Raw genomic sequence first — 24,952 nt, 5'->3', positions numbered from 1 at the left:
GGAGTTTGATTTATTAAAGGAATTGTATGGAGCAAGTATATAAAGGAAAAAGGGTTCTTATTACAGGTGCTGCAGGCACAATCGGTAGTGTTTTAACTGCAAAATTATTGAAGTTAAATATTAAGGAAGTCAAAGCCCTTGATAACAATGAATCTGAATTATTTTATTTAAATGAAAAAAATCGAAAAGAATCTCGTTATAATGGTTTCTTTGCTGATATCAGAGATTTAGATAGGCTTAAATATCTTGCTCGCAATGTAGATATTATTTTACATACCGCTGCAATGAAACATGTTATTATCAGTGAACAAAGCCCATTTGAAGCCGTACGAACCAATGCTGAAGGCACACTGAATGTTATTAGTGCTGCTATAGAGTCTACAACTGTTAGCCGAGTTATTTATACAAGTAGTGATAAAGCTGTTAACTCTACTAATGTAATGGGTACTACCAAACTATTAGGTGAACGCCTTATTACTTCGGCAAGTAATATTAAGGGCTCTAGTAATATCATTTTTACTAGTACACGTTTTGGTAACGTTATTGGCTCGAGAGGTTCTGTTCTTCCCATTTTCTATTCTCAAATTAAAGAAGGCCAAAATATCACTATTACCGACAGTCGTATGACTCGCTTTTTCATGACTGCGGACGAGGCTGTTAAGTTAGTTATTGAGGCATCATTATTAGCTAAAGGTGGTGAGGTTTTTATCACAAAAATGCCTGTAATGCGTATTATAGATTTAGCAACTGCCATGATAGAGCTCGTAGCCCCAAAATTTGATCGCGATCCAGATAGTATAGGCATTGAATATATAGGGACAAAACCTGGTGAAAAGCTTTATGAAGAATTAATGACCCAGGATGAGACTGAAAGAGCTTATGAGCTTGAACATATGTTTATGGTAAAGCCCGCCATGCTTCCTTTATATGAAGAAATAGATTATAGCAGTTATGAAACCTTAGTTAGTAAAAATGTAACTAAGCCCTACATTAGTTCAAGTGAAAAATTTATGACAGTAGAAGAAATAAAAGATTACTTACTGTCACATTTTCTTCTGGATTGCTATAAATACCAAGGCGCTGTGTCAAACCATATTACTAAGCGAGTTATACCTATAGCTGCCTCCCAGGCAGAGCAAAATTATACTGCATTAACTATTTAAGTCTTAAGGAGAAGTAACGTGCCTCATGTTTTAATATTAGGCGGAGATGGGTATCTCGGTTGGCCTACGTGCATGTATTTTTCAAACCGGGGTTATGAGGTAACAGTTGTTGATAATTATCTAAGGCGTAACTCTTGTGTTGAGCTTGATGTAGACATGCTTTACCCAGTTCCATCACTTATTGAGCGCGCTAAATTATGGTTTGAATTAACTGGTAAAGATATTAAAGTTGTTATTGGTGATCTTGCTGACCCGGAAGTCATGCGCAGTCTGTTTAACGGGCGTGTGGCTTATCAAAGGGCTGAAAATAATAATTTTACAGGAATTCCTGATACCGTAATTCATTACGCAGAACAACCATCAGCGCCTTATTCTTTAATTAATTATAAGTATGCAAACAATACAATACAAAATAATTTATTAGTAACTAATAATATTTTGTTCGCATTAAAAGATTTTGCGCCTGATACCCATTTAATTAAATTAGGTACCATGGGCGAATATGGTACCCCCAATATTGATATTGAAGAAGGGTGGTTAGAGATAGAGCATAAAGGTCGTAAAGACAAATTTTTATTTCCCCGTCAAGCTAGTTCCATTTATCATACAACAAAGGTTATGGATACCGATTTAATTTGGTTTGCTGTGCGTATGTGGGATCTTAAGTGCACAGATTTAATGCAAGGCCCTGTTTATGGCATTGATACACCAGAATCTATAATCGATGATCGGCTTAAAACTATTTTCAATTATGATGAAATTTTTGGCACAATCATTAATCGTTTTATTGTACAAGCTGTTATAGGTTACCCTTTAACAGTCTATGGTAAAGGTGGACAAACACGCGGTTATTTAAATATTAATGATACCCTGCAATGTGTTCATGCTTCTGAAAAAATACCTGCCCAAAAAGGCGAGCTACGAATATTTAATCAAATCATGGAAACGTTCACTGCCAACCAATTAGCTGAATTGACTAAGAAGGTAGGTGATAATCTTGGGTTTAGGGTTGAAATTAAAAATATAGAAAATCCTCGGAAGGAAAAAGAGGAGCATTACTATAACCCCGCTTATCAAGGCTTACAAAATATTGGTGTTAAGCCCCATTATTTAACAGAAGATTCTATGCAAAAAATATTTGAAGTTGTTAACCGTTATAAAAATAACATCCGTCAAGATATTATTTTTAAAGGGATTAAATGGTAAATATTAAAAATTATTTAAGGACTAGTAGTGAATTCAATGCAAGGTTGTTATACCGCACCAGAAGATATTATCATCCAGCCCGGTGCTATCATAGGGTTAAAATACAAAGAGAATAGTCAAAATACAACGTTTAGTCAAAATACACTTATTCGCGCAGGTAGTATTATTTATTGTGATGTTACTTGCGGCTCTAATTTTCAAACCGGACATTATGTTTTAATTCGTGAACATACGGAAATTGGACAACATGTTGTTATAGGAACAAATACGGTTCTCGATGGAAACATTATTATTGGTGATTATGTAAAAATTGAGTCTAATTGCTATATTCCGACACATACAACCATTGGTTCACGTGTATTCATTGGTCCTGGAGTAACCATGACAAATGATAAATATCCTTTGAAAATGCGTGATACTTATAAACCTATAGGCCCAATTATTGAAGATGAAGTAACTATTGGAGGGGGAGTAATTATAGTACCTGGCATTCGTATAGGAAGAGGCTCTTTTATAGCAGCAGGGACAGTAGTTACTAAAGATATTCCACCTATGAGCTTGGTAATGGGTAGTGCTGGCAAAATTACTGTTTTACCTAAAGAGCTTGAGGAAAAGAATATTGCACTAAGCTGGCAAAAATATTTATTAGCATAAAAATATTATTTACAAGGAGTATCTTAAAATGTCTATTTCCAAAACAATTAAAATGGCAGAGATTAGCCTATCATCCTCTGAAATAGATGCTGCCACTACTATACTGAAATCAGGCTCGTTAAGACAAGGTGTAGAATGTGAGGCTTTTGAGAAAGAATTTGCAAAAAAGGTTGGCGCTCAGCATGCTATCGCTTGTGCGAATGGTTCCGCTTCTTTGCATTTAGCATACATGACTTTCTTACAACCAGGTGATGAAGTATTAGTGCCTTCTTTTACATTTATGGCAACTGGCTCAATGGTCATGATGGCTGGTGGTAAGCCAGTCATATGTGATGTTAATCCTGATACATTTTTAATTGACTTAGAAGATGCAGCCAAACGTATTACGGATAAAACTAGAGCTATTTCTCCTGTACACTTGTTTGGTAATGTTTGCGATATTAATAGCATAGAAAAGTTTGCTAAAAAATATGATTTAAAAGTAATTTGGGACAATGCGCAAGCACATGGTGCTAAGTATCAAAATAAAGATGTAGGGGGATTTAATGATTTTACATCTTATTCTTTTTATCCTTCAAAAAATTTATTTGTAGGCGAAGGTGGAATGATTCTTACCAATGATGAAGAGATAGCTTATAAACTACGGTATATGCGTTCTCATGGGCAAACAGGAAAATATCTTCATACTATGATTGGTTTAAATTATAGAATGACAGATGTAGAAGCTGCAATTGGAAGAGAGCAATTAAAACGTTTAGATGACATGTTAACCATCCGGCGTAGAAATTATCATCTATATAATGAATATTTATCTTCAATTCCTAGTATTAAGCTTCAGCAAGCATTACCTAATACACAACCGGCTGTTCATCAATATTGTTTTACTATCAATTCAAATCAAGCAAAAATTAATCGAAATGAATTAATTATAAGATTAAAAGAGAAAGGAATTGAATCGGGCATTCATTACCCTAGAGGATTGCATCAGCAGCCTATTTTTATTGAAAAATATGGCCATTTAACCCTTCCAGTGACTGAGCGCTTATGTAATGAGATCATAGCAATACCTGTCCATCATGGTTTATCTATAGAAGATACTAAATATATTACTGAAGTAATTTGTCAAAATTTATCTTAAACCATGAGCTCATAATGACAGAAAATAAGTTAAAAATTGTATTAGCACCAATGAATATTGCTAATATGCCAATGGTTATTGTTAACAAGTTAAAAGAAAGAGGGTATGAGGCTGAGCAGGTACATTATAACTTAGGTGATGGACATCCTTTGGGTTATCCATTAGATAGAAGTGTAAATTTTAAAGCTCTGGGGGGGCGTACTAAAGCGCAAATTACTATTTTAAAAGAATATCTTGAACGCGATTTTGATATTTTTCATTTCTGGAACAAATCTTTATTTTATAAAGCTGATGTCTCCTTAATGTCGGGATTAGATATACCCCTTATTAAAGCCAGAGGAAAGAAAATTATACATCGTTTTACGGGGTTTGATTTAAGAACTTCTAGTAAAGATCTCGCTTTTAACCCCTATAGTCCGTTTCGCTATGGCTATGTTAGCAAGGTGCCTGAGGAAGCAATTTTACGCTATATTGATTTCCTTCATGAATATGTCGATCAGTTTTTAGTTCAAGACCCTGAGCTCCAGCAATTTTGTAGTGAGGCTAAAATTATACCTAGAGCTCTAGCTTTGAATGACTATAAATTTGTTGGAATAAAAAAAAATGATGTACCGCTAATAGTACATGCTCCAACTGATAAGATATGCAAAGGTTCAAATTTTATTTTGAAAGCTTTGGAAGAATTAAAAAATGAGGGTTTAAAGTTTGAATTAAAATTAATTCAAGGAATGTCTCATCAGAAAGCAGCCCAAATTTATCGTAACTCTGATATCATCATTGACCAAATTTTAATAGGCGCACCAGGCGTATTTACGCTTGAGGCAATGGCTTTAGGAAAGCCTGTTATAGCTAATTTAAGAGAAGACCTATTTAGTTGTGTTTATGGCAATGAAATGCCTGTTGCTAACGCGAATCCAGTTAATATTAAGCAAGTTATAAAAAAATTAGTTCAAGATTATGAATGGCGAAAACATTTATCAACATTTGGTAGAAAAATTGTTGAAAAACATCATGACATTGACCTAGTTATTGATGATTTTATTGATACTTATCAATCGGTTATGCATAAGTCTAGTCATTTACCTAAGACTTATAAAGATCTTGATTATTTAGGGTGGCAAACAAATCAATGCGAACAAACTCTCTCTAAACTTATTAGAGCAAATCAATCCATTCAAAAGCTTAATGAAGAGATAAAACATTTTAAAACTACGGATACTTTTTTGACTGCAGATAAACCTTTTAAGAAAAAAAGGCGCTTTAAGTCACCGCTGAAAATTTTAAAAAATAAACTAAATTTTCTAAAAATTAGCCATTAATAAATATTAGGGTTTTTATATGATTAATATTGGAATCATTGGTTGTGGAAAACAAGCAGCCAAGCATATTTTAAGTTTACGTGGAAATGTAGAGAATATTTCATTATTTGATATTAATCAGGAGGCAGCAATAAAGTTAGCAAAAGAAAATGATCTTAATGCTGTTTCATCTGTTAAAGAAATAATTGAAAATCCTAATATCCATGGAGTTATTATTGCTACTCCTACTTTAACGCATTATGAATTAATTTTAGATTCGTTAAATGCAAAAAAACATGTTTTTTGTGAGAAACCACTTTGTGAAAATCTAGAGCAAGCCAATATATTAAATGATGTTTCTTTAAGGACCGGCTATTTCGTTCAGGTTGGTTATGTATATAGACAAGTACCAGCGTTTAAAGAGCTGCACAAGCTTATTAACTTAAGTGAAAAGCCTTTGGGGGGGGTGATCTTAGCAAACCTTAAAATTGGTGGCCGAGGTGATCATAATGCTTGGAAGCACAAAAAATCACTTGGAGGTGGGGCTATTAATGAAATGTTAGTGCATATGCTGGATCTGGTTAACTGGTTATTTGGAGATATTACAGACGTTAATCATTGTAACACTCATTTGCTTCGGTCCAAACGTATTATTAATGGTATAACTATTGATGCTGACGCAGAAGATTTTGTGTCTGTTGCAGGTTTTACTAGATCAGGCGTTTATGTTACGGTGCAAGCTGACCTATTAACGCCTGCCTTTAGTCAATCTATTGAAGTTCAGGGGGAAAATGGAAGCTTTTTTGGGTCTATTCAAGCAAATCGATTATCTGAATTTTATTTAATAAATAGCACAAATTCTTATCAAGCTGGCAAACACCAAATTGTGACAAATAAACAAGATTTATTTCATAATCAAATGAATGAATTTATTGTAAATATTAAACAAAATAAATTGAATCAATCCCCAGGCATAAAGGATTCAATTCAGCTTGTAAATATTTTACAGCAGGTCAAAGATTTTGATTAAGCTGCAAAAACGTTTTCAAAATTTTATTAGAAAGCGTTATACAAAAAAAGTAGTATCAAGATTATTAAATAATCATAAATCTCATTTATATAATTTTCATTTGGATAGAATATTAACTTTTGCAAGATATGCTTATGATAATTCTAAACTGCTTTCTTCCGAATTATATATATCTCATGGAGTACGAGCGCTATCCGCAGCCTATACGCTTAGCACCATAACAAATAAAAATTATATATATGATGCTATTGAAGTCCCATCTTTCAAGCATCGGAATACGTCTGTTAAATGGCATCCAACTGTTCTTGATACTATAGAGCTTCTTAATGATTTTTACATAAAAAATACAAGTGAGATAATGACTGTAAGTGAGTCTTTAGGAAACTATCTACGTAGTTATAAGTTACCAGTACATGTTATCCCTAATTATCGTTTAAACAATCAAGTAGAACTCTCTCTCGCTTGTCACAATGATTGTTTACATAGGCTAGTTAGAGTTAATAGTTGCAAAAAATTAGTCTTAATTTTAAGTACTATAACTAGTCATGTGGAAAGTTTAATTTTAAGTATTAACCATCTTCCAAAAGATGTTGATTTAGTTTTCTTAGGAGAGATACGTCCAGAAGCATATAAACAATCGATGCAAAAATTTGCGAAGGATAATAAGGTTTATAATAGGTGCCATTGGATTAAACCAATACCTTATCATAACCTTATCAAAACAATCGCTTGCGCTAAATTAGGTATCATTTTATTAGATCCAGAAAGATTGAATAGCTATCTATCTCTACCAAATCGTATATTTGATTATTTTGCTGCCACTCTACCCATTATCTCTCCAGATATCCCCGATATAAGAAATTTATTATTTAAGCATAAATGTGGCCTGATATTAAAAGATATAAATCCTTTGTCTTGGTCACAAGCTATCAATAAGGTGTTATTAGATTTAAATTTTTATAAATTAAATATGACTAATTTAAATCAACTCTATAGTTGGACCTCTTGCGAGTCAAATTTATTAAAAATAATTAATGGAAGAGAGTCGGTTACTATTTTAAGTATGAATGATTTAGTAAACAATCAGCGTGCTAGGCGAATAGCAGGTACATTGGCCAATAACGGGGTTTTCGTTAAGATATTTTGCCTAAGCAATCATGAGCAAAAATATTTTCATCCCAATATTCAATATCATATATTGAAAAAATTTTAGGTTTTAAAAATTAAGGTAATTTTAGTGATAAGGTTAATTATTAATTTAAATCTTTTTTATTTAATTTATATTTGTGAGTTAATAAAATTTACTAACAATAAATATTATTATAATTTACTTTATCAAAGACAATTTTTACAAAAATGTAGAGAGGCAAGCGCCAAAAAAAATGAGTTTTTTTCTCTATTATTAAAGCTATATTTAGATATAGAAAGTATTTCTTTTGAGTATCTTGTTACCTTTTCAAAAAAGCTTAAGTTAAAAGATTTTAAAAAAATTATTAAAGTTTTTACGCAACAAAATCCAGAAATGAGTCTACAACTCTTAGATAGAACTAGAAGAAAGTCAGATTTAGCCTTTATTTATCGTTCTTTTTTATTTCCTAGCCAAAGCGATGAAAGTACGTTAAAAAATCTTTTGAAAAAGAAACCCTCTCTTATTTTTAATCTTTATAATCATTATCACTATTATAACGCCTCTCAAGCAGAGAAAACATTAAATCAATATTTTAATTCAAATAATTTATTACCTCTTACTAAGGTAAATGAAAACAAACCATTATACATAGATAACATTGCTATCGTCTCTCATATAGAGAGTAAAAAAAATTATGGCCAAGTTTCAATTATTGTTAGCGCTAAAAATGAAGAGCTTTTAATAGAAGGTGCTATACAATCATTAATAAACCAAAGCTATAAAAATATTGAAATCATTTTTATAAATGATGCATCTAGCGATAAAACATTAGACGTCTTCATCAATACTTGTAATAAACATAAATTTAAAAATTTTAAAACGATAAACCTTGATAGAAATGTTGGCCCGTTTTATTGTATGAATTTAGGTATGCAAGCAGCAAAAGGTGATTTTATCACATTTCATGGCGCAGATGATTGGGCACACCCTCAGCGCATATCAGCTCAACTTAATGAGATAATTAAACGTAATGCAATGGCCTCTATGTCTAAGCTAATTAGAATCAAGCCTACTGGTGAGCTTTTTTCAAAACATATTTATCCTTTAAACCGTATTTGTGTATCCTCCCTCTTATTTAAACGACAAGTAATAAAAGATTTAGGTTATTTTTATACGGATTTACTTGGATCAGACTCTGAATATCCCGAAAGAATAAGACTTTTTTATAGCGCACGGAATTTGATTGTCTCACCTTTGGTACTAACTTTGGCAGCGCATAGAAATGATTCAAGAACAACGTGTAATAAATTTGGTACAGCTAATTTTGGTATTAATAAACGTCGTTTGCTCGACTTGGAAATATTAATGGAACGATTGTATGATCAATTTAAATTCAAGAAATCTTATTATGTTCCGTTTAATAAAAAACAATACTCTCTTTAATAAAATGAAATTACCAAAAAATGGAAATAAAGTATCTACTTGTATTTCTAAGTGGTTAATGTTAATTAATTCATTAAATTAAAAATGATTATCTTTTTGAAGATTTAATTAGATAAATTTTGTTTAAAATACGTATGCATATTATAGTAATTTACTTTAGTAATAGGTTCTTTGGGGTCACTTGTTGTTACAATATTGACCTTTGTTCCTAGATTTACTAAAGTTTGAACCATACGCAAGGTACGATTGTTATTACTTAAATCATTTTTCCCAATAAAGGTTACTGTTTTAGGATAATTAAAAAATTCTAAAAACTTATTTTCTTGTGCTTCCCAGACAAGAGCCTTCGCTGCATTTTCGAGATTACTCCGATAAAATTCTAATTTATCGGCAAACCGTTTAATTAGTTCGGGCATTTGATTTGATTGGTTTTCTAGCGAAACAACCTCTCCAATTTTATACTCGTCAATATAAAATTTATGTGCAGGAACATCATAAGAAAGTATGGGCAACCTTGCTCGAATGCAATCAAAAATTCTATTAGATAATGTTAAATAATCATTGAGAATCTGCGGATTTGGACAAATAAAACTGAAATCAGCGCCACTACAAAAATCAGCCATATTACTAAAGTCGTTTTCGTTAAAAAACATGACTCTATTTTTCATTCCAATCTTTTCAGCATACAAATTCAGGTCATTTAAGTCCTTAGTAGAAATATGTCCAACACTAACCATTTTAAAGTGAGCAGGCAATGAAGCTAGCCAATCTAATATTTTTTCAAATTGTAATACTGAATAAATGTTATTTGGATAAAGTATTAATATATCGGAGTCCTCAGCCCTACATAAGGCTCGTATTATTGTTTGTTTATCATTTTTTAATTTATGATAGTAAGGGTAATTTTCTATAGTAATAATGTCTTTAAAAGAATATTTTTCATTTATAAAATCTTTTAATGGTTTGCTAGCAGTTAATATTTTGTCGACCTTTTTAATCATTGCCTTAGCTGTAAATTCCATATAAATTTCTAGGAAATTTTTATAGGGTTTAAGCAAGCAGCGGTCTTGCATATACAAACCAGGTATTTCTACTTGATCAAGATATATGGCTCCATCATTAAATTTTTGTTTTAATGCATAAGCCGCCCATACTGCTTCTTCAAGGTGTGCAACGTAGATATCAGCTTTAAGTTCATCCCCTATGTGATCGACAATATTAGTAATCATACAACGCGTATAAGGAATACTAGTTGCTTCTACTCCATTTAAATAAGGTACTATGAACGTATCGCTCATTATAAATCCTCAATCTTGCGAGACAAAAGTGATATTAGGGTGCGATATAATATGACCTATTCCACTAGTTGGAAGATATTTTTTATCCAGTAAACTTAGTATTTTTATCTTTAAATTATTTTTTAGTAGATATGTCAAAAAGGGAGGTAATTCCACTATTTTTCGCCAATCCACTTGGCTAATAAGGCTTATAGTCCGAATATCAGAAAAAACTTCTTGAAATATAGAATCATAATTTTTTATATCAAACTTTTTTCGTAGATCTCGTATTGCTATACGAGCTTCACCCAATTGATTAAGCATACTAAAGGTAGCATTTCTCATGCTCTCAAGGCAGGTCCAGCTATAAATAGTGGCAGCAGGAGAGTCTTCTAATAAGAAAGACAAGCTTTCGTTTTCTGTGGAAATAAAAGGTAAACCTGCTGCTACTAGATCTGCATAACGATTATGTAAGCTAAGTCGGTTACACTCTATAAAGTTAGCAAAATGAACTATTCCTAAATGACTGCTTTTTAAGATCCCAATCATTTCATTTTTTTCAAAAGAGCCACAAAATTTTACTCTGTCTTTTAATCCCATCGTATCACGGTAATATTCTATTTTCGATTGAAGTTCTTTGCTAGCAAAATTACCTAAGTGAACCAAGACAAAATGTTTAGGTAAACTTAGTATATATTTAAGAATACTTATAAAATCAGAGGTAGGGTAAATATTACACGGATAAGCTAGAATAATCTGTTTAGCTGGATTCAATGATAGCTTATCGCGAATAATATTATCATTTTGATTATCAATAATCGTAGTATCGATATCAATATAACGGTTAACATTGTATGAGGGTACACCCACTTGAGCTAAAAGATTAGCATAACCTTGCCCCGTACAAATACAGGAATCAATCACTTTGATGAGTTCGTGATGTATGGTATCTAAGTAGGTTATAAATTGTCGATCAGTCTTATTATATAGTTTTGGTGAATACCTTCTTTGTAAGTTGGACAAAGGGTGCTCATTTACATACCAAATGATCTTTCCGCCAAAACGCTCCTTTAAGGTGGCTACGGAGAGTAAATCTGACCGCCCTATAAGGAGATACGCATCTGCTTGCAAGCTTTCAGCTAAATTCTCAACGTGACTTGCAAAACTAAACATATTATCGAAGAAATTTACACTTGTTAGGCTTGGTGTAATAGACTTATCAAAATTTTTTAATTCGGCTTGCGCCTTCATTGTATAATGTTTTGTCTGCCGTTTAAGATTTTCATGTAGTTTTTTTATCTGAGTTTGTTTATGTGCATTTTGCTCAGTCAACGCTTCCATGTGTTTTAAATATTTGTCATGGTGTGCTTGTTTTTTGTGAATATTTTCTTTGAGCTTGCTAATGGTAATCAGCTGATCTTTGGTTTTTGCCGTTAAAAGGCTTCTATGCTGAGCGGTTTTTTCAATGACTTGCTCGAAATACTTAGTTTGTTTTTCCAACCGTTCGTGTAGTTTCTTAATTTGATTTTGTTTACGTGCATTTTGTTTAGTCAAAGCTTCCATGCGTTTTAAATGTTTGTCATGGTGTGCTTGTTTTTTGTGAATATTTTCTTTGAGCTTGCTAATGGTAATCAGTTGATCTTTGGTTTTTGCCGTTAAAAGGCTTCTATGCTGAGTGGTTTTTTCAATGACTTGCTCGAAATACTTAGTTTGTTTTTCCAACCGTTCGTGTAGTTTCTTAATTTGATTTTGTTTACGTGCATTTTGTTTAGTCAAAGCTTCCATGCGTTTTAAATGTTTGTCATGGTGTGCTTGTTTTTTGTGAATATTTTCTTTGAGCTTGCTAATGGTAATCAGTTGATCTTTGGTTTTTGCTGTTAAAAGGCTTCTATGCTGAGCGGTTTTTTCAATGACTTGCTCGAAATACTTAGTTTGTTTTTCCAGCCGTTCATGTAATTTTTTTATCTGAGCTTGCTTATGTGCATTTTGTTCAGTCAAAGCTTCCATGCGTTTTAAATGCTTATCATGGTGTACTTGTTTTTTATGAACATTTTCTTTGAGCTTGCTAATGGTAATCAGTTGATCTTTGTTTTTTGCTGTTAAAAGGCTTCTATGCTGAGCGGTTTTTTCAACGACTTGTTCGAAATATTTAGCTTGTTTTTCCAGCCGTTCATGTAATTTTTTTATCTGAGCTTGCTTATGTGCATTTTGTTCAGTCAAAGCTTCCATGCGTTTTAAATGCTTATCATGGTGTACTTGTTTTTTATGAACATTTTCTTTGAGCTTGCTAATGGTAATCAGTTGATCTTTGTTTTTTGCTGTTAAAAGGCTTCTATGCTGAGCGGTTTTTTCAACGACTTGTTCGAAATATTTAGCTTGTTTTTCCAGCCGTTCATGTAATTTTTTTATCTGAGCTTGCTTATGTGCATTTTGTTCAGTCAAAGCTTCCATGCGTTTTAAATGCTTATCATGGTGTACTTGTTTTTTATGAACATTTTCTTTGAGCTTGCTAATGGTAATCAGTTGATCTTTGATTTTTGCTGTTAAAAGGCTTCTATGCTGAGCGGTTTTTTCAACGACTTGTTCGAAATATTTAGCTTGTTTCTCCAACCGCTCATGTAGTTTTTTTATTTGAGTTTGCTTATGTGCATTTTGTTCGGTCAAAGCTTCTATATGTTTTAAATACCTGTTATTATTTTCTTGTTTTTTTTGAAGGCTCTCTTGTAGTTGGGTAATTTTAATGGATTGCTCTTCTTTTTGTAGAATTAAAATTTCGATATAATTCAAATATTTTTCATTAATCTCTTCTTTCGAGGTATTGGCTTGCTTTAAACCTTTGGCGGGCTTAGTAACTATATTAATTTCCTTGTTAGGATATTTTTTAATGTGAGTCGCTTTTTTATCCATATTACAGTCCTACTGACTTATCCTTGACGATAATATTTTAAACTATCTAAATAAATAATAAACTTATTTACTTCGAACTTAAGTGTAACTTTGAAATTATTATTTTATACTTAAATTCGGTAGCTATAAGGTTTGGTTATTGATAAGCAAGTATAAAAGATTTATTTAAATCTATGCTTATAACGGAGGTTAAAAATTAATTGCTTATCTTACATGTTAAATATTACAAAAGAACATTTTAATTTCATACATTAAGTAGCTATCCTCAATATATTGAAATTTGTCATAGTTTTGAATTCAAATTATTTAAAATACAAAATAAGATAGCTTATTAAAGCTTTTTCTTTCTATATCCTCGAAAAAAACAATATTTATTTTTCAACCTAAGCTGTAAAGATTTTATTTCATAATCTTTAGTAATATTTACTAAGATTTATTCTTTAAAGGAACATCAAATAAATTTTTACGGCCTCCTTGATTTAGGTTAGTAACTATCTTTAATACAATTGTGCTACCAGTTCTTTTAAAAGTAAAAGGAAAAAATGCATGTAAAAAACAAGCAATTGAGCCTAATAACATTTTAAGAGAAAACCGAAGCGCGAAAAACATATGTTCAATGTAAGATTCGCCCACCTCATTAGGGTGACTTGTAAAAATATTTTTCAACTTTTCCTCCTTAAAGTTAAATTCATCCGTGGGTAGAAAAATTAAAATACTATAACGAACCTTTTTTAAATGTAAAGTATAAATTTATTGAGGCTATCTATAAAGAAACATTAAAATACTAGAAATTCTTGATTATGAGTAATTTAAACCAGTATTATTACAGCTTGCAGATAACAATGAAATATTTTAACATGTGTGCCTGCTGGTTTGCTTAAAGGTATTGTTTAATCAGTATGAAATTATTAAAGCAATTTTTATTGGACAGCATAGCTTATTATGGAAGGATCTTTGAAACAGCTGCGTCGATTTATTAAGCGTGGGACCGACTTAATACCTTTAGAAATAAAGTCCTTACAGCAACATAGAACCCTTTTAGCCTTAAAATCGCACCCTATCAGTGGGCGCTTTATATTTTTTGTTAGGACTAAACAGCTATTTTCTTTAATAGTTTTTTTTCCTTGGCTATTTGCAGCCTTCTATATTCTATTCTTGCAGTCACCCATCTATGAAAGCAGCGCTAAAGTTTTAGTTGAGCGTGATGAGCAGTATGATCCTGTCAATATGACTATGAAATTATGGGGAAATGGAAATCCAGCACTCTCCGAAATTTATTTAACACGTGAGTATATTGTTTCGCGTGAGCTTTTATCTCGGCTTGAGCAGCGATTTGCTATTAGAGATCATTATCAATCAAAGCATAATGATTTTCTTTCTCGCCTAAATAAAAGTGCTACGCAGGGTGAGTTATTAAAATATTATCGCAACATGGTTAACGCTGTTGTTGAGCCTGAAACGTTTGAGATCGTTATTACGTCATCAGCTTTCACCCCGGAAGCAGCAAAGCAAATATTAATAGAAATTATTAAAGAAACTAAAGAATTTGTTAACAAAGTATCTAACACGTTAGCTAAGAAGCAATATAATTTCGCTAAGATGAAACTAGCTTTAGCTAAAGAAAAGCTATTTCAAGCAGGTAAAGATGTAATGGAATGGCAAAACCAAAATGGTTTATTTGACCCAAAAGAAACAGCACAAGTCGTATCATCTGTAATGGCTAAATTAAAAGGTACCTTAGTTGAAAAGCAAACCGAGCTAATTACTTATTCATCCTTTATGCAGCCTAATTCTAATAAAGTTGTCACCTTAACTGAGGAAATTAAGGCACTTAAAGATCAGATTGAACAGCAAACCAATCTTTTATTAGGCAATAAAGAGAAAAATGGCAAGCTTAATCAAATAATGACAGATTTTGAGTGGATACAGTTGCAGTTAAAATTTGCTCAGGCTGAATATCAGGCAGCCCAGCAAGCGTATGATATTGCAGCAATTAATCTATCTAAAAATCAAAATTTGCTCATTCAAATTGAGGCGCCAAATCTACCTGATGAACCTAGTAAGCCTGCACCATTTTATGACTTAGTTAATCTGTTATTCTTATTTTTAATCTTATTTGTTCTAACAAAAATGGCTATTATTATTATCAGAGAGCATAGAGATTAATGAAAAAGCTCACTACATTATTACTAATATGTCTATTTCCTTTGATGGCTTTAGCTGGTGAGCAACGAAATATTCCGGGCCTGCAAGACATGACTAAGTCTAGTTTTGAGCAGGTCGAAAAAACTTCAGTAGATCAAGCTAGGAATACAACTAGCTTATCAGCGACTGGATTTTCTGCCGCCAGTAACAGCGCGGATGATGGCCGAGATGCCGCGGATGATGAAGAAACGAATATCCATTTAAAATCAAGCACGCACATGGGAGATGTGTTAAACCAACGGTTGCCAGTGTTTGGACGCAATTTATTTGGGCGGCAATGTGAACAATTACACCAAGCACGATTTTTTAATCCAGAATATCGGATAACGGTTGGTGATGAAGTGAATGTTCAGATGTGGGGTGCGTATCAGTTGTCGCAACGGATTACGGTTGATAGTCAGGGGAATATTTTTATCCCAGACGTAGGGCCTGTGAAAGTGGAAGGGGTTGAAAACCAACAATTAAATGAGGTCATCCAACAGCATGTGAAAAAGAGCTTTAAGAAGGGCGTGAATCTGTATGCTGATTTAGTGACCGCGCAACCGGTGCAAGTGTATGTGGCAGGGTTTGTGAATTCACCGGGCCTTTATGATGGGCTATCGTCTGACTCGGTGATTTACTTTCTTTGTGCCGCCGGTGGCATCAATTTAAATGAGGGGAGCTTTCGTGACATTGCAGTGATTCGCAATGGCAAGCCGCTTCGCCAGGTTGATTTATACGATTTTCTGTTTAAAGGCTTTGTCACCCCGTTTCAATTGCACCAAGGGGATACGATTTTAGTCAAGGCGCAAAAGTACATTATCTCGGTGGCGGGGGATGTGAAAAGTGCCTATCAATATGAATTGCTAGACCAAGAGTTGCCCTTATCCGCCTTAATGAGCTTAGCGAATGTCGAGCCGACAGCGACTTACGTGCGTATTCAACGCAACCAAGGCCGCCAGCCAACCTTTATTTACGAACCCATTCACTCTTCCAAACCGCTTAAAATCAAAGCCGGTGACCGCATTACCTTTGTGGCGGATAAAGAAGTGCAACAAACGTTGATTACGGTCAAAGGCCAAGTCAAAGGACCGCATCAGTACGTGGTCAAACAAGGCACCACCTTGCGCCAATTTCTAAAAACACTGCCGCTTGCGCCGGATGCTAATCTCGCCAATGTGCAACTGTTTCGCGAATCAGTGGCAAGACAACAAAAAGAAGCCCTCAATGCCAATCTTGCTCGCTTACAGCGCCAGACCATGACCGGTGAAACACTCACCGGAGATGATGCCAAACTGCAAGCCGCACGCTCGGAATTAATTACCAAATTTGTGCAAGAAGCCAAGCAAGTTGAAACCAAAGGCCAAGTGGTCTTAGGTGAGTTAGACCAGTGGAATACCATCCTGTTGCAAAATAATGATGTCATTAATATTCCTCCGCACTCCTCTGTGGTAACCGTCAGTGGTGATGTGGTGAATTCCATCTCGCTAACCATCAACCCGCAGTATCGCTTGATTGATTACATTCAAGCGGCCGGTGGCTTTCAAAAAACAGCCAATCAAGGCGAGTTTTTGTTAGTCAGACAAAATGGCCAAGTGCAACTGGTTAAACACTCCTGGCATTCAGGACACGTAGGACTCCAAGGCGGCGACCAGCTCATTGTCTTGCCTAAACAAACTGAAAATGGCATTAAAGTAACTGGCATGATGTCGTCTATCTTGTATCAGTTGGCTTTGGCTGCGAAGGTAGCAGCTAATCTTTAAGATAAGCAAGGTAAATAGTTGAGCTATTACCATTTAAAATAGATTTAACACTCTAAATGATTGAAGTAAAAAATGGACATATTACTAAAAAGAGCAAATTATAAGCGGATGCTCAAGGTTTTCACCGCGTTACCGGGGTTAAAACAGTACATACAATTAGTTAAGTTTGTACGCAGAAAAATTGCATTACAATTTATTAATCAGTCTTGTCTAATTCAGAAAACGCCAAGTGAGAGCCTCATTAAGCGCTGTCAGGACTATCCCTGCTATTTATATTTACCCTGGATAGAGGCATTAACCAACAGATTAATGGAACATCTAGATAGTGCTACACCCCATGTTCATTTAATTCCTTTTCCTGTTTTTTCAAGTACACAAACATCTAAAAATCGCCAAAGAATAAATTTCTTTACGCACTATAATAATCAGCAATTAAATCAAATTATTTTTGCGTGGCTACAGCCCATAGCCCACAACATAAGAGGGTTTATTTTTACATTTGACTATGGCTTATTACAACGCCAAATTATTAAAATATGTCAACAACTTGCTATTCCAACCATTCTTATTCCGCATGAATCAGTATTTTTTAATCGCAATAAATACTATTTGCATCCTATAACAGGAATTGATACACCTTTATGTGATTATGTGCTGTGTTGGGGGCAATTACAAAAAGATATATTTATTAGCAGAGGCTATCCTGCAGAGCGTATCAACATTGTAGGTGCACCAAAATTTGATCGTTATCATCAGTATCAACCGCAATTTTCGAAAACAGAGTTTTGCCAACAGGCAGCATTAACACATAATAAAAAAATTATTATGTTTACTGCTCAAACCCTTGATTTTCAAGTTCAACATAAACTAGCCTTATCAATACAGCGGCAAATAATTAGTGAGTTAATCAATTATTGCCAGGAAAAAGGGTGTGCCTTTATCTTACGTTGTCCGCCCACTGAATATCCTATTGTTGATGAACAGATTAATAAGCAAATGGGAAGGAGCGATGACTTTTTTATTGACTCGCCTTCACCAAACTATATTTTTGCACCCGAAGAAGCTATTTATCACGCTGATATTATTATCTCAATTAATAGTACGATGTTATTTGAAGCCTTATTGATGGGCAAGAAAGCCTTGTCTGTTAAATATTTCGATTTTAATGAAGATTGGCAACGAGCTGGCATAAAATGCGTTTTTAATAATGAGCAATTAGTAGCGACATTAGATGATTGGTTCCAGGAGAAGCAAACTGTGCAACCTGTTCCTACAGACTGGGCTGTGCAATCATTTTCGAAGAATGGTTTTGATGGTCAGGCAACAAAGCGAATAACGGAATTTCTGCAGTCAATAACGATACAGCCTCTAAATGCTATTCCTCTAGCTATCAGACGATTTATTACTGATGAAAAACCTGCCGTTGATTTAGTTTATTTCCCTGACTTAAGTGGCCCTTTTTCCTATATTCCGCATTTATTAAATGCCAAGAAAATCATTACTAATAAACTTAATAATTTGCAAAATTGGGTAGAAATTAATTGTCAAGTTAGAGAGAGAAAATCGCTAAGTTTAAATAACAAGATTCCAAAAACATATATAGAGCGCGGCATTCTTTGTATCGGAGAGGAATGGACTGCTATTACCTTAGATGATTTAGCTTATTATGATGAAACAAATAAAAATACGCGCTTGCAAACTTTTTTAGAAGGCAAGGTAGAATTAACTCGTGCGCAAATAATAGAAGCCGAATTTTGTATTAATAAAATTATATCGCAACACGTTTCTTTTGAATTTACGAAGCCAATTGCAGATAAACCGATTGGGCGCATGGGAAAACCTAAAATTTTATTGCTTGATGAGCACATTGAATCAACTAATCCCCTTGTGGAGAGTTATTTTAAAAGAATGCTTGACGAAGCAGTAAGATATTACTCTGATTATGATATTTTAATTAAGCGGCCTGATGTAACAAGAAAACACAAAAATACTTATTTAAATCAATCTTTACTAGATAGCTATTTAAAACACCATCAGAATATTTCAATTATTGATTCGCTAACTAATATATATGAGCTTTTTAATCAAATAGAGCAATTGTTTGTCGTTAATTCCAAAGCTGGATTTTTAGGCTTAATGGCTGGCAAAACTGTTTATTGCTATGGCTCACCATTTTATGCAAATTGGGGGCTGACGGTGGATAAAACAAATCTCGTAAGGCGACAGAGAAAGCGTACATTAGCTGAGCTTTTTTACTTTTCGTGCATTTCTTTAAGTCGCTATTATAGTCCCTTATTAGCGAGAAGATGTAGTTTAAGCGAATACCTTGATTATATTTTTTATTTACAAATAAAACAGGCAAAAAATAAATAACTTCTGAATGAACGATGAAGTAATTCCATAATTTTTTTTATTAAGCCTTGATGATTGGCAGCTAAACATTGAGAATAAAAGTATTACCCTCTTTCTTGAAACCATTATGCAGCCATTTAAATTACTTATTACCTCTATAGCCTTTTTTTCCTCCACAATGCTTTCTGCGCAAACCCTGCAAGAAAATTTAGATGCCGTAATTGATCAAATGTTGCCTTATGCTAATGTTGGTATCTATATAAAAGATATACAATCTAACAAAGTTGTTTATCAACGTAATGCCAACAAGCTGTTTAACCCAGCAAGTAATATGAAGCTATTATCTGCTGCAGCAGCGTTATATGAGTTAGGACCCAATTATCGCTATACAACTAATTTAGCAAAGCAGGGGGATGATATTTATTTTAACTTTAATGGCTCACCCTCCTTAACTACCGAAAAGTTACAAAATTTAGTTTTACAATTACCTAAGTTAGGTATTAATAAAATTAACAATGTTATTTTAGATGCATCCCACTTTAAACCGCCATTTTACGCGCCTGGTACTTCTTATGATGATTTAGGTTGGTATTATGCAGCACCGAGTACAGCAATTATCCTTAATGAAAATGCTATAGCCTATGATGTTAGTGCCAAAGAGCTTAATAAAATTGCTGAAATTACCTCGCAAGCTGTGGATAATCCGTTAACTGTCATTAATGAGGTAATTACAGTTAGTAAAGCAGACGAAAAAGAGCATTGCTCATTTAATATCCAAACGTTAAAAAATAATACGTTACGTCTTTACGGATGTATTGCCCAAACTAAGCAGCCTAAAAAAATGTTTTTTGCTATACCAAATCCGATGCTATTTGCTAAGCAAATAATTGAGCAAACTTTAGTAAAAAATGGCATTGAATTAAAGGGAAGAGTGACCCCTGGCCGAACGCCTGCAAGCGCGCAAATTCTTGCTAAGGAAGAATCGGCTAATTTAATTGTTTTACTCGCGCACATGTTGGAAGAATCTGATAACCTCTATGCTGACAGTATCACCAAACAGTTAGCAGTAAATTTGACAGGCGAAGGAACTTATAAACAAGGTGCTTATAGTATTAAAACATCGCTTAGCAAGCATACTCATCTTAATATGAAGCAAATAGAACTAGCTGATGGAGTAGGGACGAGATACAATCTTATCACGCCTGAACAACTTGTAGTTCTCCTTACCGATTTATATCATGATGAAGCGCTAGGCCCACTGTTTTTAGGCGCATTACCTAAAATGGGGCAATCAGGTACCTTAAAAGAGAGAATGAAAAAGTCTCCACTTATGGGAAAAATTGCTGCAAAAACTGGTTCCATGCATGACGTTTCTGCATTATCAGGCTATATGGTTGCACCTAATGGTAAGGAATACGTTTTTTCTATCATAAGTAATGGTATAAATACCAATATTGTTAAAGCAAAAGAATTAGAAGAAAAAATCTTGTTAACTGTCGCTTTAGAGAATAAAGTGGATTAAGTGAAATGATTGGTGTAAGCCATTTAGTTAATTGAAGTATGTCGATTTTTACACAAGGAGAAAAAATGAAGCTTTATTATACTAAAGGTGCCTGCTCACTAGTTCAACGAATTATTATTAATGAATTAGGGCTAAAAGCACAGTTTGAATCTGTTGACTTAAAGGAAAAGAAAACGGAAACAGGAGAAAACTACTTATCCATTAATCCTAAAGGTGCAGTTCCTGCTTTAAAATTAGATAATGGCGAGATTATTACTGAAAATGCAGTTATTTTGCAATATCTAGCTGATGAAGCTAAGGCAACCACGTTATTGCCTGAAGTTGGTAATATGCAGCGTTATCGTATATTAGAATGGGTTAATTATATTACTACCGAAGTTCATAAGAGTTTTGGTCCTTTATTTAATCCAAAGATGCCCGAGCAGGTAAAAGAAGAGATTTTTATTCCTTTAATTAAATCAAAATTTTCCTTTATTAATAAAGCGATGCAGAAACCCTATTTAGCAGATAATCATTTTACTATAGCTGATGCTTATTTATTTGTTATGTTACTGTGGGCGAAAAATTTTAAAATTAACTTAGATGAGTTAAGTAACTTACAGGATTTTGCTAACGAATTAAGTCGACGTGAGTCTGTTAAAAAATCCTTGCATGAGGAAGGTTTAGACAATTCTTAATTGATTGGCCTATTAATTAAATAGGCTATTATTTCATTTGAGGTTGCTGAAGAAGCATTTAGTAAAAAAGATAAGGATTAAATAATCAGTCTATAAAATGATATAGTTTAGCAATTAGAAATAGCTTAAGACGTTTATGAAAATTGTCATTAAAGTTGGCACGCAAAGTATTTTAGAAGTAGATGGGAAACCAATAGACTCAGTGCTTAACAGTATTGTAAGCCAAATCTCCTCCCTTCTTAAGGCAAATCACCATGTTATTTTAGTAAGCTCTGGTGCAGTAGGCTCAGGTCGAAAAGTAGCAGAGTCATTTTTACAAAAACAAGCAGGCCTCTCTGTTGGCGAAAAACAACTTTTAGCCTCTATCGGTCAACCTGAATTAATGAATATTTATTCGAGTTTATTTAAATCACAACGTATTTTAGTATCGCAATTATTACTGACTAAACAAGACTTCCAAACGCGCCAGCACTACTTAAATATTGCTCGTTTATTAGCTGAGCTCCTTAAACATCAAAACATCATACCCATTATTAATGAAAATGATTCTGTTGCTATTGAAGAGTTAATGTTTACTGATAATGATGAATTAGCAGGGCTTATTGCAGCGCAAATAGATGCGGATCATTTAATTATTCTTACTAATGTAGACGGAGTATTTACAGGCGATCCTAAAGAACCAAGCGCAAAACTTATCAAGCAGATTAATCCTGCCCAAAGTTGGCCAACTGTATCGACAGCTAAATCTACTTTAGGGCGAGGAGGTATGTTTTCTAAGCTTAATATCGCTCGTAAAATGTCTAGCTTAGGAATAGCAACTACCATTGCTAATATTAATACCGATTCTGTGATTACGAAGATTATCGATAATGGAAATATTGGCACAACTATCTTAGCTAATAGAAAGACATCCAATATAAAACGTTGGATTGCCCTACACAATACAAAACAGCTACCTTCAATCACAATTAATGATCCCTTATTTTCTCTAATTAAGGAAAATAAACAAATATTAAGTATTCTACCCATAGGAATTGTTAGTTACCTGGGCGAGTGGAAAAAGGGCGATTTAATAGATATCTTAAATTTAAGAAAAGAAAAAATAGGGATTGGACTGGCTCGGTATGATGTTAAACGTTTAGAAGAGTACTTAGGTCAGAAAAATAAACCAGCCTTTATCCACTATGATCAATTGCAGATAATGCCTTGGTAAGTTATTAACAATTGCTAAAAATAGTTAAATTAGTTAAATGTAAATATGAAGGAAAGTAATGAACTCCGAAATTATTGCACAATTAAAAGCGGTAAAAAAATCATTTTATGAACTTGAAAATTTAAATTCAGAAACACGTACTCAGGTTTTAAAAGACCTAGCCACAAGGGTGAGGGCTGCCAGTGAGCAATTAATTATTGAAAATAAAAAAGACTTGGATTTAATGGACAGTAATGATCCAAAGTATGATCGCCTACTACTTAACCAAGAAAGAATCCAATCAATAGCTCGTGATATTGAACTAGTTGCTACTTTACCTAATCCAATAGGAAAAATTCTTGTAGAAAATAAAATGCCTAATGGGTTAATTATTAAGAAAATGACAGTGCCGATAGGCGTTATTGCAGTCATTTATGAGTCAAGGCCAAATGTGACCTTAGATGTTTTTAGTCTTTGTTTCAAAACTGGAAATGCCTGTGTTTTAAAGGGTAGTAAAGAAGCTTTTTTTTCTAATCAGTTTTTAGTGACCATCATAAAAAATACGTTAAATGATTATAAGTTAAACCCAAACCTTGTGTATTTGTTACCACCTGAACGCGAATACACACTCTATTTACTTAAAGCAAGAGAATATATTGATTTGTGTATTCCGCGTGGCAGTCAAGCGCTAATAGAATTTGTCAGAAAAAATGCCCAAGTCCCTATTATCGAAACAGGCGCCGGCATTGTGCATACTTATTTTGACAAGAAAGGTGATTTAAACAAAGGTCAATTGATTATTAATAATGCGAAAACAAGGCGAGTAAGCGTATGCAATGCGTTAGATACCTTAGTAATTCATCAAAAACGTTTAGCAGACTTACCAGAGCTTATTAAGCTACTTGCTAATAAAGAGGTGAAAATTTATGCAGATAGCTTAAGTTTTCATGCTTTAGAGAAACATTACCCCAGCAATCTGCTACATCAAGCTGAGGCGCAAAATTTTGGCCAAGAATACTTAGACTTTAAAATGGCTATTAAGACCGTCTCGACCTTAGAAGAGGCTATTGAACATATTCAACTATATACTTCTCACCATAGTGAGGCAATTATTACAGAAGATACAGAAGCCTGTCATAAATTTCTATCCGCCGTTGATGCTGCTGTTGTTTACGTAAACGCATCTACAGCGTTTACCGATGGTGGTCAGTTTGGTTTAGGGGCTGAGATAGGTATTAGTACCCAAAAAATCCATGCTCGTGGGCCTATGGGACTAGATGCTTTAATGAGTTATAAGTGGATTGTGTTAGGGGATGGCCAAATAAGAGATTAATTTTTATACAATTAATGAGGTTTAAAGGAGGCACACTTAAACGCATACAAATATTTAGCACATTACCAATAAAGATTGCAAAAATACCTAAAATAAAGGCAATCTCAAATTGAAAGTAAAATAATAAAAGACAAACAATAATATCTTCAAGGCCACATGGAAAAGGGCACTATCTTAGCGACCATTAAATAGAAAATAACAATTATTCCTAAAAAAGCAGGGAATCCAAAAAGAAACCATATGTTAAAAAGTTTATAATAATTTGCTGGTAGGTCAGTCTGGTTTTGTATGCAGTGCGCGAGTATGTTTCGTAATTTGATTTGAATCCATACCACAGGGAGCCAAAAACAACCTATAAACACATATAAAACATAGGTTGCTAAAAGCCAGGGAGCATCCCAAGGATAGCCTAGAAGCCAGATTAGTGCTATCCCTGTTAATGGTTGTACAATAACTGCGGGGGTCGTAAAAATAAAATCTGCCAATACAGTATTACGAATAGCATAATATTTTTCCTGCAAATTAGTCGTAAATTTGGTGCGATACATAAAAAATGCAATCCCCATCCCTGTACCAAAGAGGATAGTTGAGCTAATGATATGCAAAATTTTAATAATTAAGTAAATGGTCATGCAGTAGATTAATAGGCTCTTTTCAATAGAATTTTACCCGAATATACGTAAA

General features: G+C 33.6%; 19 protein-coding genes. 15 read left to right on the top strand and 4 right to left on the bottom strand.

The genetic code is table 11. The annotated features are described in order from the left end of the window. Positions 1-26: 26 nt before the first annotated feature. The 8 genes from DYE47_RS07210 to DYE47_RS07175 are packed head-to-tail and all read left to right on the top strand — an operon-like array spanning position 27 to position 9,061. Positions 27-1,163 (top strand): polysaccharide biosynthesis protein, encoded by a 1,137-nt coding sequence (locus DYE47_RS07210; RefSeq protein WP_115302626.1) that lies wholly within the window; start codon positions 27-29, stop codon positions 1,161-1,163. Positions 1,164-1,181: 18 nt separating this feature from the next. Further along, entirely contained in the window at positions 1,182-2,369 is a 1,188-nt protein-coding gene (locus DYE47_RS07205) for an NAD-dependent epimerase/dehydratase family protein (protein WP_115302625.1), read from the top strand. A 36-nt stretch (positions 2,370-2,405) separates the two neighbouring features. Beyond that, positions 2,406-3,023, top strand: coding sequence for an acyltransferase (locus tag DYE47_RS07200; RefSeq protein WP_242604231.1), 618 nt, complete (start codon positions 2,406-2,408; stop codon positions 3,021-3,023). Positions 3,024-3,051: 28 nt separating this feature from the next. Then, positions 3,052-4,161: a DegT/DnrJ/EryC1/StrS family aminotransferase gene (locus DYE47_RS07195; RefSeq protein ID WP_115302623.1), complete on the top strand. Its 1,110-nt coding sequence runs from the start codon at positions 3,052-3,054 to the stop codon at positions 4,159-4,161. Between the two features lie 50 nt (positions 4,162-4,211). Then, on the top strand, positions 4,212-5,480 hold the full coding sequence (locus tag DYE47_RS07190) for a glycosyltransferase family protein (protein WP_131750085.1): 1,269 nt from the start codon (positions 4,212-4,214) through the stop codon (positions 5,478-5,480). Positions 5,481-5,499: 19 nt separating this feature from the next. Then, positions 5,500-6,489 carry a Gfo/Idh/MocA family protein gene (locus DYE47_RS07185; RefSeq protein WP_115302621.1) on the top strand — a complete coding sequence of 330 codons (990 nt, stop codon included), beginning with the start codon at positions 5,500-5,502 and terminating at the stop codon, positions 6,487-6,489. After that, entirely contained in the window at positions 6,482-7,702 is a 1,221-nt protein-coding gene (locus DYE47_RS07180) for a glycosyltransferase family protein (protein WP_115302620.1), read from the top strand. Before DYE47_RS07185 ends, DYE47_RS07180 begins: the two co-directional genes overlap by 8 nt. 24 nt (positions 7,703-7,726) lie before the next feature. Then, on the top strand, positions 7,727-9,061 hold the full coding sequence (locus DYE47_RS07175; RefSeq protein WP_115302619.1) for a glycosyltransferase family 2 protein: 1,335 nt from the start codon (positions 7,727-7,729) through the stop codon (positions 9,059-9,061). 104 nt (positions 9,062-9,165) lie between these two features. Here DYE47_RS07175 and DYE47_RS07170 read toward each other — a convergent pair whose 3' ends face one another. The 3 genes from DYE47_RS07170 to DYE47_RS07160 form a co-directional block, all read right to left on the bottom strand. Further along, on the bottom strand, positions 9,166-10,359 hold the full coding sequence (locus tag DYE47_RS07170) for a glycosyltransferase family protein (protein WP_115302618.1): 1,194 nt from the start codon (positions 10,357-10,359) through the stop codon (positions 9,166-9,168). Between the two features lie 9 nt (positions 10,360-10,368). After that, the gene (locus tag DYE47_RS07165) at positions 10,369-13,245 is read right to left on the bottom strand and encodes a hypothetical protein (RefSeq protein WP_115302617.1); all 2,877 of its coding nucleotides are present in this window, start codon (positions 13,243-13,245) and stop codon (positions 10,369-10,371) included. A 426-nt stretch (positions 13,246-13,671) separates the two neighbouring features. Continuing rightward, positions 13,672-13,911, bottom strand: a complete 240-nt coding sequence (locus DYE47_RS07160) for a DUF6356 family protein (RefSeq protein WP_115302616.1) — start codon at positions 13,909-13,911, stop codon at positions 13,672-13,674. Positions 13,912-14,199: 288 nt separating this feature from the next. Between DYE47_RS07160 and DYE47_RS07155 the strand changes: the two genes are divergently transcribed. The 7 genes from DYE47_RS07155 (at position 14,200) to DYE47_RS07125 (ending at position 24,268) form a co-directional block, all read left to right on the top strand. After that, positions 14,200-15,411 (top strand): KpsE/RkpR family capsule polysaccharide export protein, encoded by a 1,212-nt coding sequence (locus DYE47_RS07155; RefSeq protein ID WP_131750128.1) that lies wholly within the window; start codon positions 14,200-14,202, stop codon positions 15,409-15,411. Continuing rightward, positions 15,411-17,192, top strand: a complete 1,782-nt coding sequence (locus DYE47_RS07150; protein WP_115302614.1) for a polysaccharide biosynthesis/export family protein — start codon at positions 15,411-15,413, stop codon at positions 17,190-17,192. The genes DYE47_RS07155 and DYE47_RS07150 overlap by 1 nt, the downstream gene beginning before the upstream one ends. A gap of 72 nt (positions 17,193-17,264) precedes the next feature. Continuing rightward, positions 17,265-19,565, top strand: a complete 2,301-nt coding sequence (locus DYE47_RS07145; protein ID WP_115302613.1) for a capsular polysaccharide export protein, LipB/KpsS family — start codon at positions 17,265-17,267, stop codon at positions 19,563-19,565. A 106-nt stretch (positions 19,566-19,671) separates the two neighbouring features. Beyond that, entirely contained in the window at positions 19,672-21,066 is a 1,395-nt protein-coding gene (gene dacB, locus DYE47_RS07140; protein ID WP_115302612.1) for a D-alanyl-D-alanine carboxypeptidase/D-alanyl-D-alanine endopeptidase, read from the top strand. Positions 21,067-21,131: 65 nt separating this feature from the next. Continuing rightward, complete coding sequence (gstA, locus tag DYE47_RS07135) at positions 21,132-21,743, top strand: glutathione transferase GstA (RefSeq protein WP_115302611.1); 612 nt, start codon at positions 21,132-21,134, stop codon at positions 21,741-21,743. Between the two features lie 136 nt (positions 21,744-21,879). Beyond that, positions 21,880-22,956 carry a glutamate 5-kinase gene (proB, locus tag DYE47_RS07130; protein WP_115302610.1) on the top strand — a complete coding sequence of 359 codons (1,077 nt, stop codon included), beginning with the start codon at positions 21,880-21,882 and terminating at the stop codon, positions 22,954-22,956. Positions 22,957-23,014: 58 nt separating this feature from the next. Next, positions 23,015-24,268 (top strand): glutamate-5-semialdehyde dehydrogenase, encoded by a 1,254-nt coding sequence (locus tag DYE47_RS07125; protein ID WP_115302609.1) that lies wholly within the window; start codon positions 23,015-23,017, stop codon positions 24,266-24,268. 146 nt (positions 24,269-24,414) lie between these two features. On the opposite strand, the gene DYE47_RS07120 is transcribed toward DYE47_RS07125, so the two are convergent. Further along, the gene (locus tag DYE47_RS07120) at positions 24,415-24,900 is read right to left on the bottom strand and encodes a DUF2269 family protein (protein WP_115302608.1); all 486 of its coding nucleotides are present in this window, start codon (positions 24,898-24,900) and stop codon (positions 24,415-24,417) included. Between the last annotated feature and the right edge of the window lie 52 nt (positions 24,901-24,952).

The sequence above is a fragment of the Legionella beliardensis genome (assembly GCF_900452395.1).
GTDB lineage: Bacteria > Pseudomonadota > Gammaproteobacteria > Legionellales > Legionellaceae > Legionella_C > Legionella_C beliardensis.
The sequence above is the reverse complement of the archived record's forward strand: the minus strand, read 5'-3'. Positions and strand labels throughout refer to the sequence as shown.

What these genes read in the sequence shown, in the direction of transcription:
- DYE47_RS07210 (WP_115302626.1), top strand. Translation starts at nt 27, where the DNA reads ATGGAGCAAGTATATAAAGGAAAAAGGGTTCTTATTACAGGTGCTGCA.
- DYE47_RS07200 (WP_242604231.1), top strand. Translation starts at nt 2,406, where the DNA reads ATGCAAGGTTGTTATACCGCACCAGAAGATATTATCATCCAGCCCGGT.
- DYE47_RS07195 (WP_115302623.1), top strand. Translation starts at nt 3,052, where the DNA reads ATGTCTATTTCCAAAACAATTAAAATGGCAGAGATTAGCCTATCATCC.
- DYE47_RS07190 (WP_131750085.1), top strand. Translation starts at nt 4,212, where the DNA reads ATGAATATTGCTAATATGCCAATGGTTATTGTTAACAAGTTAAAAGAA.
- DYE47_RS07185 (WP_115302621.1), top strand. Translation starts at nt 5,500, where the DNA reads ATGATTAATATTGGAATCATTGGTTGTGGAAAACAAGCAGCCAAGCAT.
- DYE47_RS07170 (WP_115302618.1), bottom strand. Translation starts at nt 10,359, where the DNA reads ATGAGCGATACGTTCATAGTACCTTATTTAAATGGAGTAGAAGCAACT.
- DYE47_RS07165 (WP_115302617.1), bottom strand. Translation starts at nt 13,245, where the DNA reads ATGGATAAAAAAGCGACTCACATTAAAAAATATCCTAACAAGGAAATT.
- DYE47_RS07150 (WP_115302614.1), top strand. Translation starts at nt 15,411, where the DNA reads ATGAAAAAGCTCACTACATTATTACTAATATGTCTATTTCCTTTGATG.
- DYE47_RS07145 (WP_115302613.1), top strand. Translation starts at nt 17,265, where the DNA reads ATGGACATATTACTAAAAAGAGCAAATTATAAGCGGATGCTCAAGGTT.
- dacB (WP_115302612.1), top strand. Translation starts at nt 19,672, where the DNA reads ATGCAGCCATTTAAATTACTTATTACCTCTATAGCCTTTTTTTCCTCC.
- gstA (WP_115302611.1), top strand. Translation starts at nt 21,132, where the DNA reads ATGAAGCTTTATTATACTAAAGGTGCCTGCTCACTAGTTCAACGAATT.
- proB (WP_115302610.1), top strand. Translation starts at nt 21,880, where the DNA reads ATGAAAATTGTCATTAAAGTTGGCACGCAAAGTATTTTAGAAGTAGAT.
- DYE47_RS07125 (WP_115302609.1), top strand. Translation starts at nt 23,015, where the DNA reads ATGAACTCCGAAATTATTGCACAATTAAAAGCGGTAAAAAAATCATTT.
- DYE47_RS07120 (WP_115302608.1), bottom strand. Translation starts at nt 24,900, where the DNA reads ATGACCATTTACTTAATTATTAAAATTTTGCATATCATTAGCTCAACT.